The following is a 13,083-nucleotide window of genomic DNA, read 5'->3' on the forward strand; positions in this document are numbered from 1 at the left end:
AAGAAATAAAAGGACATAAAAAACCCCACAAAATGTGGGGTTAATTTATATAAGTATAATATTTTACTTATTGACCTGTAAATTCTTCATCATAATCTCCAAAACTTCCTAGTGAAGCACCAGTAGCAGGATTTTTAACAAAGAAGTTAACACGAAGTTTCAATACTCTTGTACATGCATTGAATGATGATTTAGTTCCATCAGCAGCATCTTTAATATAGTTAACACCACCATTAGAGTTAGAACCAAGGCTCTGCTCAGGTGTAGTAACAGCATAAGTATCAGGGTTGTACTTCAAAATCATATCAGCACCATTATCCATAAACCCAATAACTTTAAGCGTTCCTACATTACCTGTAACTCCTAAATCCTGAATAGTATACACTGCAGTAGGATCCTCTTTCCACGAAGATACGTTATTCTTGAATTGTCCATTTCCAACAAATGCAGAAGCTGGACAAGCTTTAGTATACGTCAGAGTATAAGACTGATCAAAAGATGCATTAGGAATTGATGAAGATTGTAATTTAAATACAATTACTTTAGGGTCAACAGTAGCACCTCCTTCAAGAAGTTTTATCTGAAACTTTCCATCAGCTTTACCAGCATCAACGGTTACAGTAGGGTTTACAATCTGGAAGTCTGTACCTTCCACAGCTGTTGAAACAGTTTTATCTACAACAAGTTTCACCTGTGCTGAAGAAGATAATGTCTGAACTGTCCCAAAATCAATATCTACTGTAGTGGAACCTGTTCCCATTTTTACTACAGCTTCTCCTCTTACTCCCTTATTGAAATGTAAATATGGATCACCATCATAAGTTTGGGTTTCATCTTTACAACTGTTGAATAAGAAAACAATGGATGCCAATATTAGGAATGCAAATTTTTTCATAGATTTTTATATTATAAAATTAATAGCCTGGATTTTGTTGAACATTAGGATTTGCATTAATTTCATTCAATGGAATAGGTAATGTAAACCTATAATCACTAGCAGGCAATGTAAGAGGCAAAGTTTTATTGTCATCGTCATAAACATCTCTGTCTACTCCAACGCCAGCAGCTACCCCCATTCTTTTTAAGTCTACATAACGGTGTCCCTCAAAACATAGCTCTCTTCTTCTTTCCAAAAGAATATCTGCATATGCCTGTTGAGCAGATGTATAAGTAATTGTAGCAGCTAGCGACTCTTTAGATCTTGACCCTCTGATTGCTCTAACACGGGTTGCAGCAGATACTAAATCTCCTTCATGCACAGCTACTTCAGCTAAAATCAGATACATTTCTGATAATCTGAACATTTTAATGTCATTTCTTAAGGCCATTGTAGAACTTGCAAGAGGAGGAAGTTTACCAGGATATTTGTCAATAACGATTACATCATCTTCTCTGGAGTTTGGTCCAGTAGGATAAAGCGGATCTAATTTTCTTGACGGATCAACAAATACATCAAATCTAATATCCCCACCTGGCAATTGATTAAGTAGTAAAAATAATTTTCTACTCATATCGAAATTCACAGATCCATTAATATCAGTGGAGTTTGTAGTCCATAATCCAGCAATGTTTGACCAAGAGCCTGTTGCACTGTTTGGTCTGTATAATGACCATAAGATCTCTCCTCTACCACCGTTCGCAGCAGTAGCATCTTTCCACATATTAGTATATGCAGTACCATTACCACTTGACAAAGTTAAACTACTAGTAGTGATAGCAGCCGTAGCATTAGCTTTAGCATTAACATCATCACCTTTGTAGTTATAATATCTCGCAGCAATTGCATTAATTCCTGCTTTTTTATCTAAATAGTTTTGAGGAGATGTCGATGCAACCGTACCTGCAGTAATATTAGTTGAATTCCAATTTGTAAGAGCATACTGTAAATCTGATTCAATCAAAGCAAAAATTTCAGAGTTTTTCACTCTTGGTAATTTTGTGGTAAAAGGATCAGCCGGTTCAGTGCTCAGCATTACCCCTAAAGCATTAGGATCTTTCATATTTGTAGAGAAATACGACTCTAGTGTGATGTAGGCATATGCTCTGATTGCTCTAGCATGGGCTAAAACATTAACATACAGTAATTTATTGTCATTAGACAATGAGTTATACTGAATTAGATTACTTCCTTTTATAAGGATATTTACTTTGTTAATAATGTTATAATTACTTACCCAGATCCCTGAAGCCTGGCTTGTTGTAGAGTTAAGTACAAATCTATGTGTTAAGATATCTGACGTACTTACACTGCTTGGTCCAAATCCAATCTCATCTGTGAAAAGAGAAGTAAAAAAGATCTCATTTGTTGGGTTTACAGCCGGATAAACACTTCCGTTCAGAAACTTCTGCATATCTTCTACTGACTGAAAAGCAACATTTGCATCATTAATCTCTCCATCCTGGACAATTTCTAGTGCATCGTTACATGACGTCAGCACTAAGAAAAACGATAATATATATAATACTTTTTTCATTTTAATAATTTTTTAGAAATCAATTTTCACTCCTACTGTATACATTCTCGGGTTAGGATATACACTTAAATTAGTTCCTGTAATTGGTTCAGGATCGAAACCTCTCCATTTTGTCCACGTATAAAGGTTTTCCCCCTGTACATATATTCTAAGCCCTGTAATCGGCAGGTTTTGCAATTGCTCTTTTCTAAGCTGATACCCAATTGTTACGGATCTTACTTTTAAGAAAGAAGCATCTTTAAGGAAATAGTCAGAATCTGCTGTATATCCCCAGTTGGTCGCTCTTAAGCTTGGAGTGTCAGAATTTGAATTCTGAGGAGTCCATGCGTTTAATAAATCTGTTGACATATTTGAAGAACCAACAGCACTAGATCCTAGTCCTTCAGGATTAGCTAACCAGTAAAGTGCATTGTCGAATTTCTTAACCCCTTGCTGGAATGTAAATAATCCGTCAAAGAAGAATCCTTTATAGTTCGTTTCAAAACCAAAACTTCCTGCATACTTAGGAATAGGACTTACGTTCATGAATTGCGCATCTTCCACTTTTGGAGCTTCTGTAACTCCTCCGTCTTTAGAATAGAATAACAGGTTACCATTACTCTTATTAACTCCGGCATATTTATAAACATACCATTCATTCAGACTATGACCAGCCATGGTAACAGCTGACCCTGGTTCCGGATCTCCAAAAATCTGATACTCATTAACTTTATTATTGTTATAAGCACCATTAGCAAATATACTGAATGTAAGATCGTTGGTTTTTATAACATTATAACGTAATCCAAGTTCAATACCTTTGTTAGTCATTGCTCCGTTGTTACCATTAATAGTATAAGAACCTGAAGAAGCAGAAGTTGGAATTGTACTGAATAGATTAGTTGTTTTCTTCTGATACACATCAAGAGTACCTTCTAATTTATTATTAAGTAAAGTGAAATCTAATCCAATGTTTGCCTGAGCAACATCTTCCCACTGCACAAATGGATTTCCGTAAGCAAAACCAAATCCAAGAGCGTTACCATATCCTGTAGGAGAAGTATACAAATCTCTTATAACCTGGCTAGCTGTCAATAAAGGGTTAGCACCAGGGTTCGCTGCAACAATATTCTGGTTACCATTTGTTCCATAAGAAGCTCTAAGTTTTAGGGTATTGAATGTAGATCCTTCCATGAAGCTCTCTTTATCAATATTCCATCTACCTGCTACTGACCAGTATGTTGCCCATCTGTTTTCTCCGACAAATCGGTAAGAAGCATCTCTTCTTAATGTACCACTGAAACCAAATCTTCCAGCATAGTCATAGTTAACAGTTCCAAAAACAGCCAACGTTCCCGCTGTAATTCTCGAAGCGCTCACTGAAGGAATATAAGGAGATGTTGCTGTGTTATCAAACGGCACATATCCTGTCCCTGAACCTGGTACATACGTTCTTGGGTCTAATCCGTTTTGTCTTCTTGTTGTTGATCTATAGTTTACCTTGTTATATTCCATGTTCACGGATGCGTCAACAGAATGCTCACCTAATTTTCCACTATATAATAAAGACACTACGTTGTTGATCGTTAAATCTCTTGTTGTAGTCTGATCTTCGTTACCTGTATATTTAGCGGTTCCTTGTGTTGCGTATGCCAAGTATGCCCAAGGAGCTCTACCGGATATTCTGTCACTTTGTCTGTAATCAATACCTAGTTTATTACCGATGGTAAAGTTTTTGGTAATGGCATAAGTTGCACCTAAGTTTGCACCAATAGATACTTGGTCTACCATATTTGGAAGATTTCCTCTTGTCAGAAGGTTTTGCAATACATAGATATTATTACCATTATTAAAATTGGTTCCGATGGAATTAAATAACTGCTGTCCGTTTGCATATTTAGTCGGAGACAAATATGGTAGTCCCATAAGAACTCCAAGAAGCGGGTTCTGTACCGAGTTGTTACTAATGCCCGAAGTAGTTTCTTCTAATAATTCGTTTCTTCTTGAGAATGCAAGAGCAAGCTGTGAATTAACATTTAGCTTATTATCTTTAGACTTAGCCTGAATGTTTGACCTAACAGTAAATCTCTTAAAATCCGTAGTTGGTACAGCTCCACCCTGCTCCATATAACCAAATGAGTTATAAGAAGATACATTCGCTCCACCTGTAGAAAGAGCAACATCGTGAGACTGGAACATCTCCGGCTTGAAAAATTGTTTTTTCCAATCTGTATTTATTCCCTGAGCCAAAGCCTCTTTAGCCTTAATATATTCTGAGTTAGTATCAGATAAACCGTATAATTTCATAATCCCCATATACTGTTCCGTATTGGCAAGATTATATTTATCAAGCGGTCTTAGTGACATACCCGTCATTCCTGTATAGGAAAGTTTAAACCCACTGTTATATTTACCTCTTTTTGTTCTGATAACTACAACCCCGTTAGCACCACGGTTACCATATACGGCAGTTGCTGCAGCATCCTTCAAAATAGTCGTTGACTCGATATCATTAGGGTTCAAGTTTCTATATTCTGAAGCATTCGATGGAATATCATCGATAACAATTAAGGCATCTGTATTACCATTAATAGAACTCGTACCACGAATCAATAAGCTAAACTTAGCAGAACCCGGGCTACCAGAACCACCGTTCATGATCACCCCTGGAGCTGACCCTTGTAAAGAAGTTAACATATTGACATTTGGTCTGTTCTCGAAGAATACCTCCCCAACAGTATTAGAAGCAACAGTTGACTTAGGTTTTGTGATACTTTTTGAGTAACCTAGCAAAACTACTTCATCAATTGATGTTTCTTTTTTTACCGTGTCTTTTTTCTTAGTTGTTGTCTGCTGCTGCGCAATTACCATTCCTCCAAAGAAAAACAGCGCCCCAGCACTCAGTACACGTAATTTAACATTCATATTAACAAATTTTAATATATTTAATGGGCAAATATGTTAATAAATATTAACATCCACAAATTAAACTATTGTTTAATCTACTGTTTTTTTTAATGTTTCATTTAAAAATTACGCAAAATAAATAAGATTCATTAATGATGAACGGCTTTTATTCAATAAAAAATAATTTTTTCGCCATCTGGATTCGCTTTAACAAATTATTAATAATGTAAAAAATATTATTTAGAATCATTATAAATTATTAGGTTGCAAAAAATAAAAAAACCACTTTATAAAAAAGTGGTTTTCACATATTTAGGATATATTTATTTCAGTTTCTTCTTGACTGCTACTTCTTCGTAAACTTCAAGAATATCTCCGATTTCTATATCATTATAGCCTTTTAGGTTCAGACCACATTCGTAGCCTTTTGTTACTTCTTTAACATCATCCTTGAAACGCTTCAAGCTTTCCAATTCACCGTCAAATTTAACAATACCATCTCTCAGAACTCTTACTTTTGAACTTCTGGCTACTTTACCTGAAAGAACCATACATCCTGCAATTGTTCCAACCTTAGAAATTTTAAATACTTCTCTGATCTCAACATTACCGATTACCTGTTCTTTAATCTCAGGGGAAAGCATACCTTCCATAGCTTCCTTCACTTCTTCGATAGCGGCATAGATTACAGAATAGTTTCTGATCTCAATTTCCTCTCTATCTGCAAGGTCTTTAGCATTGGCACCAGCTCTTACATTAAATCCAATAATAATTGCATCTGAAGCTGCAGCTAAGTTAACGTCAGATTCAGTAATCTGTCCTACTCCTTTGTGAAGGATATTAACGTTAATCTCAGCAGTAGACAATCTCTGTAACTGATCTGATAATGCTTCCACTGAACCATCTACGTCTCCTTTCAGGATAATGTTCAGTTCTTTGAAATCACCTAAAGCGATTCTTCTACCTAATTCTTCAAGTGTAGTATGCTTTTTAGTTCTGATGGAAAGTTCTCTCTGAAGCTGTTCTCTCTTATTAGCGATAGTTTTAGCCTCACTTTCATCTTCATATACTTTAAACTTATCACCTGCTGTAGGAGCTCCATCCAGCCCTAAAATAGTTACTGGAATAGATGGGCCTGCTTCTGTAAGGTTTCTCCCTCTTTCATCAAGCATAGCTTTCACCTTACCATGGTTTTTACCTGCAACCACATAGTCTCCCACTTTTAAAGTACCAGTCTGTACCAACATTGTGGCAACATATCCTCTACCTTTATCTAGTGAAGCTTCAATAACAACTCCCTGAGCATTTCTATCTGGATTAGCTTTTAAATCAAGCATTTCTGCCTGAAGTAATACTTTCTCCAATAGAACATCCATATTGTTACCAAATTTTGCAGAAATTTCCTGCGCCTGAACATTTCCTCCCCATTCTTCTACAAGGATATTCATCCCTGAAAGTTGCTGACGGATATTATCAGGGTTTGCACTTGGTCTATCTACTTTGTTTAATGCAATAATCATTGGTACACCAGCTGCCTGTGCGTGAGAAATTGCTTCTCTCGTTTGAGGCATTACATCATCATCGGCAGCAATCACAATAATTGCAATATCCGTAATTTGAGCACCTCTGGCTCTCATCGCTGTAAACGCCTCGTGACCCGGTGTATCTAAGAATGTAATTCTTTGTCCGTTTTCAAGTTTCACATTGTAAGCACCAATATGCTGTGTAATTCCTCCAGATTCACCTGCAATTACATTTGTTTTTCTTATGTAGTCAAGCAATGAAGTTTTACCGTGGTCAACGTGACCCATTACTGTTACGATCGGAGCTCTTGATACAAGATCTTCTTCAGAATCAATAATATCTTCGCTGTCATTTTCTTCAAGATCAGCATCTGAGAATTCAATTTTATAACCAAATTCGTCTGCTACCAATAATAAGGTATCTGCTTCTAATCTTTGGTTCATGGTAACCATTACCCCAAGTGAGAAACATGCAGAAATTACTTCTGTTGGCGAAACGTTCATTAAGCTCGCTAATTCACCTACAGTAATAAATTCTGTAACTTTTAGAGTTCTGTCTTGTGCCTCAAGCTCTTGCTGACGCTCATCCTGCTCTCTACGATAAGTTCTTTTGTCTTTTCTGTGTTTTGCAGATTTAGATTTACCTCCCTTATTAGTCAGTTTTTCTAATGTTTCCTTGATCTGATTCTTAACTTGTTCGTCAGTCAGTTCAACGGGCATAACTCTTTGTCCAGGTCTGTTGTTCTGAGGTCCTTTTTTGAATCCTCCACCTTGACCACCTGGGCGGTTTTGGTTATTGTTGTTTCCAAAACGGTTTCCACCACCTTGTCCACCTTGACCTGGAGGTCTGTTTCCTTGCCCTCCTTGACCCTGGCGGTTTCCACCTTGTCCACCTTGACCCTGAGGTCGGTTTCCTTGGCCTTGTCCACCTTGGTTATTATTATTGTTGTTTCCTGAGTTTTGATTATTCCCTTGACCTTGTTGGTTATTCTGGCCGCCAGGTTTTTCAATTCTCTTTCTTTTCTTTTTTGCTCCAGCACCTGGTTTTGGCGCAAACTGAGTTAAGTCGATCTTTTCTCCAACGATCTTAGGACCGTCAAGTTTTTGATATACTGTCTCAATTTTTTGCGGTTCCTGAGATTCAGGTTCAGCTTCTACTTTTGGAGCTTCCACTTTCTTCTCCACTACAACAGCTGGTTTTGGAGTTTCTTTTATTGGTTCCACAGGTTTAACGTCTTCTTTTTTCTCCTCCATTTTTGGCTTGTCTTTTTTTACAGGTCTGTTTCTAGATTCTATTTGAGACAAATCAATTTTATCCAAAACCTTGAATTCCTGTTTTTCAGGAACTGCTTTTACTTCCGGTTGTTCTTCTTTCACGATTTCGTCTTTCTTTTCTTCAACCGGTGCCGCAACAGGAGTTACAGGAGCTGCAGGAGCTTCTTCAACTTCAGGCTTCTTAGGTTCTAAATCTATTTTACCTAAAATTCTAGTTTCTGGTTTATTTGCTTTAGCTCTTATCACTTCAGGGGTTTTCTTTTCTTCAATTTCCAGTTTTTCTTCCGGAACTTTAGTGATCACCACCTCATGGGAAGCCTTTCGTTGTTCGCCATCCTTAGCAAACTCAGCTTCCAATGCAGAATATGCCGATTCTTCCAATTGAGCGTTAGGATTGCCTTCAACCACGAACCCCCTTGATTGTAAAAATTCTACTAATCTGGACATCGAAATATTGAATTCCTTAACCGCTTTATTTAATCTAATTTTTGGCATCTATATTATTTACTGTTTTTAATTTTTAAAATTAAAGTATTTCCTTTTTACTGTTTATTAAAATTTATTTAAAATTTTAATCTTCAAATTCTTCTCTCAGAATACGCTTAACGTCTTCGATTGTTTCTTCTTCAAGGTCAACCATATTAAGAAGACTTTCAGTTTCTTTATCCAATACTGATTTTGCAGTTGTAAGTCCTACTTTCTTAAACTCATCCAAAATCCACTGCTCGATATCATCGTTAAATTCTCTCAATTCAACGTCATCATCCTCGCTGGATTCTCTGTATACATCAATCTCATATCCTGACAACCAAGAAGCCAGTCTGATATTCTGTCCTTGTTTTCCAATTACTTTAGAAATCTCTTCAACAGGAGTATATACTAATGCATAGTTTTGTTCCTCGTTAATGTCAATTTTATTGATGGTAACATTTCCTAAAGCTCTCTTCACCAAAATTTCAGGGTTTTTAGACCACTGAATAACATCGATGTTTTCATTTCTCAATTCTCTTACAACTCCATGAATTCTGGATCCTTTTACCCCAACACAAGCTCCTACAGGATCAATTCTATCATCATAAGCATCTACTGCAATCTTCGCCTTTTCACCAGGAATTCTCACTACCTTTTTCAGCATGATTGTTCCATCCTGGATCTCAGGAATTTCCAGCTCCAATAACTTCTCAAGGAATTTAGGTGCAGTTCTGGAAATAATAATCTGTGGTTTAGAACCTTTAAAATCTACTGTCTCGACAATAGCTCTGATATTCTCACCCTTTTTAAAGAAATCGGATTGGATCTGGTTTTCTTTTGGTAAAATAAATTCATTTCCTTCATCATCCAACAAAATCACGTGCTTATGACGGATGTGGTGGATTTCTCCTACAACTATTTCTCCAATTTTATCTCTAAACTGCTCGTACAGCATTGCATTATTGTGCTCCTGTAATTTTGTAGCCAGAATCTGCTTAAGGGTAAGAATATTTCTTCTTCCCAATTGCGCAACAGGAATTTCCATTGTAAAGTCCTCACCTACTTCGAAAGTAGGGTCAATCTTCTTTGCTTCAGAAATTTCAATTTCCAAATCATCATCTTCAGACATTTCGTCCTCTACAATTGTTTTATTTAAAAATATCTGAAAATCTCCTTTATCCGGGTTTACAATCACATCAAAATGATCATCTGAATCAAATCTTTTTCTCAAAAGAGTTTTCAGTGAATCTTCAATAATTGCCATAAGATCAATCTTACTGATCCCCTTTTCGTCTTTAAAATCACCAAAGGATTCAATCAACGCTATATTATCCATCTATTCTTTTTTCTTTTAAAATTTAATTATTACTAATGCTTTTTTGATCTCAGAGTAAGCAATCTCTTTCTCCTCTTCCACATCTACTTTCCCTTTCCCGATCTCTTTCGGTTTACGGTAACGTAGAATAAGTGTAATCTTCTCATCGTCTACTTTTGACAATTCTCCTTCAATCTTGGAAGAATCCTCCAACATCACCTCAATCTCTCTCCCGATATTTTTACCGAACTGTCTGGGTGTGGATAATGGCTCGCTCAATCCGGCTGACATCACCTGAAGGCTAAAGTCATGCTCTTCACGATCCATATTAAATTCTATCGCACGGCTTGCATCAAGACAATCCTGCAGAGAAACTCCGTTATCACCATCTAAAATTACTGTAATATCATCCCCTGCAGAAAATTTAAGATCAATAAGAAACATATCTTTTCTGGTCTCAAGGAATTCATTTAACAATTCTTCAATTCTTTGTCTAAACTCCATATATTTTTTATCTTGGTTTACAGTACGAAAAAAGGCTTTCTTGCGAAGCCTTCCCATTTTTTCCGTAAATCCAATGCAAATATACGCTTTTTTTCTAAAAATGCAAAATTATCTTAAGTATCAAGCAAATAGCGTCAGATCCATTTACAATAAATTAAAGGAATATGTTACCGGATTTTTATTACTTTTGTCTTTAGAATTTTAAAACAAACATTTTGAATATAACGATTGTAGGAACAGGTTATGTAGGGTTAGTTACAGGCACTACCCTCGCAGAACTTGGCAATTCAGTATACTGTGTTGATATTGATGAAAAAAAAGTAGAAGGTCTAAAAAACGGCATTGTTCCCATCTATGAGCCGAACCTTGAAGAAATGTTTTTGAGAAACATTCAATCTGAAAGATTATTTTTCACTACGAACCTTAAAGAAGCCTTAGACAAAAGCGAAGTGATCTATCTGGCACTGCCTACTCCTCCTGGTGAAGATGGTTCTGCAGATTTATCTTATGTACTTCAGGTTGCCAATAATATTGGTGAGCTGATGACTGAATATAAAGTCATTGTCAATAAAAGCACCGTTCCCGTAGGAACTGCAGATAGGGTAAGAGAAGCCATCTCTTCCAAAACAAACCTCCCTTTTGACGTAGTTTCAAATCCTGAATTCTTAAGAGAAGGTTTTGCCGTTGAAGACTCTATGAATCCCTCAAGAGTAGTCGTGGGTGCCAGCTCGGAAAGATCAAAAGACATCATGTCTAAAATATACCAGCCTTTTACCAATACCGGAATTCCAATCATCTTTATGGATGAGAAATCATCGGAGCTTACAAAGTATGCAGCGAACTCGTTTTTAGCGGTAAAAATTACCTTTATGAACGAAATTGCCAACTACTGTGAAAAAGTAGGTGCAGATGTAGATAAGGTAAGACTCGGAATGGGTAGTGATGACAGAATAGGCCACAGATTCCTATTCCCGGGAATCGGATACGGAGGAAGCTGTTTTCCAAAAGACGTAAAAGCTCTTATAACATCCGGAAAGCAGGAAGATTTCAACTTTCAGATTCTTGAAGCCACAGAAAATGTCAATACTACCCAGAAAGTAATTTTAGTTTCAGAAATTGAAAAATATTTCGACGGTGATATTAAAGGAAAGAAAATTGCGATGTGGGGGCTTGCTTTCAAAGCGAATACTGATGATATCAGAGAAGCTTCATCTTTGGACAACATCGCTCTTTTACTGGAAAAAGGTGCAAAAATTGTAGCATATGATGCTGTTGCAGAAAATAATGTGCAGAAACTTATGGGTGACAAAATACAGTATGCCAAAGGAATGTATGATGCACTGGAAGATGTGGACGCACTATTTATTGCTACAGAATGGCCGGAATTCAAAAACCCAAACTTTGAGCTTATGGCAAAAAAGATGAAAAACAAAGTTATTTTTGACGGCAGAAATATGTATCCATTGGAAATCCCGGAACAAAACGGATTCCATTATAAAAGTATAGGAAGAAAGACCATCTCAAAATAAATAAATGAAAAATATTATCATTACAGGAGGTGCTGGATTTATCGGCTCCCATGTTGTAAGAGAATTTGTAAAAAACAATCCGGATATTACAATTATCAATCTTGACGCCCTTACTTATGCCGGAAATCTGGAAAACTTAAAGGACATCGAAAATGAGCCCAATTATGTTTTCGAGAAGGCAGACATTACCCAACCTGAAGAACTTAGAAAAGTTTTTGAAAAATACAATCCGGATGCTGTAGTGCATTTAGCCGCAGAAAGTCATGTAGATAGAAGTATTACTGATCCTATGGCGTTTATCAACACCAATGTGAACGGAACCGCTAATCTTTTGAATCTTTGTAAGGAATTCTGGACATTAAATCCTGAACATACTCATGGCAGATTCCCTGATGAAAAAAGAACAAACCTTTTCTATCATATTTCTACAGATGAAGTATATGGAAGTCTGGGAGAAACAGGATTCTTTTTAGAGACAACATCATATGACCCTCAATCTCCGTATTCTGCTTCAAAAGCAGCTTCTGACCATTTGGTAAGAGCTTACGGAAATACATACGGAATGCCGTTCATCGTATCGAACTGTTCCAACAATTACGGTCCCAATCATTTTCCTGAAAAGCTGATTCCTCTTTGTATTTCCAATATTATCAATGAAAGGCCTCTTCCTATTTATGGAGACGGAAAATACACCAGAGACTGGTTATTTGTCATTGATCACGCGAAGGCGATTCATCAGATTTTTAAGGATGCAAAAACCGGAGAAACTTACAATATCGGAGGCTTCAACGAGTGGCAGAATATTGATCTTGTCAAAGAACTGATCAAACAAATGGATGCTAAACTGGAAAAGCCCGAAGGTTATTCTGAAAAACTGATCACTTTTGTAAAAGACAGACCCGGTCATGACAAGCGTTATGCCATTGATGCAACAAAATTAAATAAAGATCTGGGCTGGAAACCGTCAGTAACTTTTGAAGAAGGTTTAGGAAAAACCATAGACTGGTATCTTGAAAATAAAGAATGGCTAGAGAATGTGACTTCTGGAAATTATCAGGATTACTATAGCAAACAATACAGCTAAACATCCAGCTATTGAGGAAAAA

Annotated in this window: 8 protein-coding genes; 2 read left to right on the forward strand and 6 right to left on the reverse strand. The window is 36.6% G+C overall.

Features of this window, described 5'->3' with window-relative positions; translation table 11 throughout:
- Positions 1 to 67: 67 nt before the first annotated feature.
- The 6 genes from AC07UM_RS10745 to rimP form a co-directional block, all read right to left on the reverse strand.
- Positions 68 to 895, reverse strand: a complete 828-nt coding sequence (locus AC07UM_RS10745; RefSeq protein WP_494683504.1) for a hypothetical protein — start codon at positions 893 to 895, stop codon at positions 68 to 70.
- A 19-nt stretch (positions 896 to 914) separates the two neighbouring features.
- Positions 915 to 2,438 carry a RagB/SusD family nutrient uptake outer membrane protein gene (locus AC07UM_RS10750; RefSeq protein ID WP_494683503.1) on the reverse strand — a complete coding sequence of 508 codons (1,524 nt, stop codon included), beginning with the start codon at positions 2,436 to 2,438 and terminating at the stop codon, positions 915 to 917.
- 48 nt (positions 2,439 to 2,486) lie between these two features.
- Positions 2,487 to 5,378 (reverse strand): SusC/RagA family TonB-linked outer membrane protein, encoded by a 2,892-nt coding sequence (locus tag AC07UM_RS10755; RefSeq protein ID WP_494683502.1) that lies wholly within the window; start codon positions 5,376 to 5,378, stop codon positions 2,487 to 2,489.
- A gap of 305 nt (positions 5,379 to 5,683) precedes the next feature.
- Entirely contained in the window at positions 5,684 to 8,653 is a 2,970-nt protein-coding gene (infB, locus tag AC07UM_RS10760) for a translation initiation factor IF-2 (RefSeq protein ID WP_494683501.1), read from the reverse strand.
- 76 nt (positions 8,654 to 8,729) lie between these two features.
- A complete protein-coding gene (gene nusA / locus AC07UM_RS10765; RefSeq protein WP_103231872.1) occupies positions 8,730 to 9,965 on the reverse strand; it encodes a transcription termination factor NusA in 1,236 nt (411 codons plus the stop codon).
- Between the two features lie 15 nt (positions 9,966 to 9,980).
- Complete coding sequence (gene rimP / locus AC07UM_RS10770; RefSeq protein ID WP_494683500.1) at positions 9,981 to 10,448, reverse strand: ribosome assembly cofactor RimP; 468 nt, start codon at positions 10,446 to 10,448, stop codon at positions 9,981 to 9,983.
- Between the two features lie 215 nt (positions 10,449 to 10,663).
- Between rimP and AC07UM_RS10775 the strand changes: the two genes are divergently transcribed.
- On the forward strand, positions 10,664 to 11,977 hold the full coding sequence (locus tag AC07UM_RS10775; protein ID WP_494683499.1) for a UDP-glucose dehydrogenase family protein: 1,314 nt from the start codon (positions 10,664 to 10,666) through the stop codon (positions 11,975 to 11,977).
- A gap of 4 nt (positions 11,978 to 11,981) precedes the next feature.
- Positions 11,982 to 13,061 carry a dTDP-glucose 4,6-dehydratase gene (rfbB, locus tag AC07UM_RS10780; RefSeq protein ID WP_152289245.1) on the forward strand — a complete coding sequence of 360 codons (1,080 nt, stop codon included), beginning with the start codon at positions 11,982 to 11,984 and terminating at the stop codon, positions 13,059 to 13,061.
- Positions 13,062 to 13,083: the final 22 nt, after the last annotated feature.

The sequence above is a fragment of the Chryseobacterium sp. GW821-FHT04C04 genome, from assembly GCF_059420365.1.

What these genes read in the sequence shown, in the direction of transcription:
- AC07UM_RS10745 (WP_494683504.1), bottom strand. Translation starts at nt 895, where the DNA reads ATGAAAAAATTTGCATTCCTAATATTGGCATCCATTGTTTTCTTATTC.
- AC07UM_RS10755 (WP_494683502.1), bottom strand. Translation starts at nt 5,378, where the DNA reads ATGAATGTTAAATTACGTGTACTGAGTGCTGGGGCGCTGTTTTTCTTT.
- infB (WP_494683501.1), bottom strand. Translation starts at nt 8,653, where the DNA reads ATGCCAAAAATTAGATTAAATAAAGCGGTTAAGGAATTCAATATTTCG.
- nusA (WP_103231872.1), bottom strand. Translation starts at nt 9,965, where the DNA reads ATGGATAATATAGCGTTGATTGAATCCTTTGGTGATTTTAAAGACGAA.
- rimP (WP_494683500.1), bottom strand. Translation starts at nt 10,448, where the DNA reads ATGGAGTTTAGACAAAGAATTGAAGAATTGTTAAATGAATTCCTTGAG.
- rfbB (WP_152289245.1), top strand. Translation starts at nt 11,982, where the DNA reads ATGAAAAATATTATCATTACAGGAGGTGCTGGATTTATCGGCTCCCAT.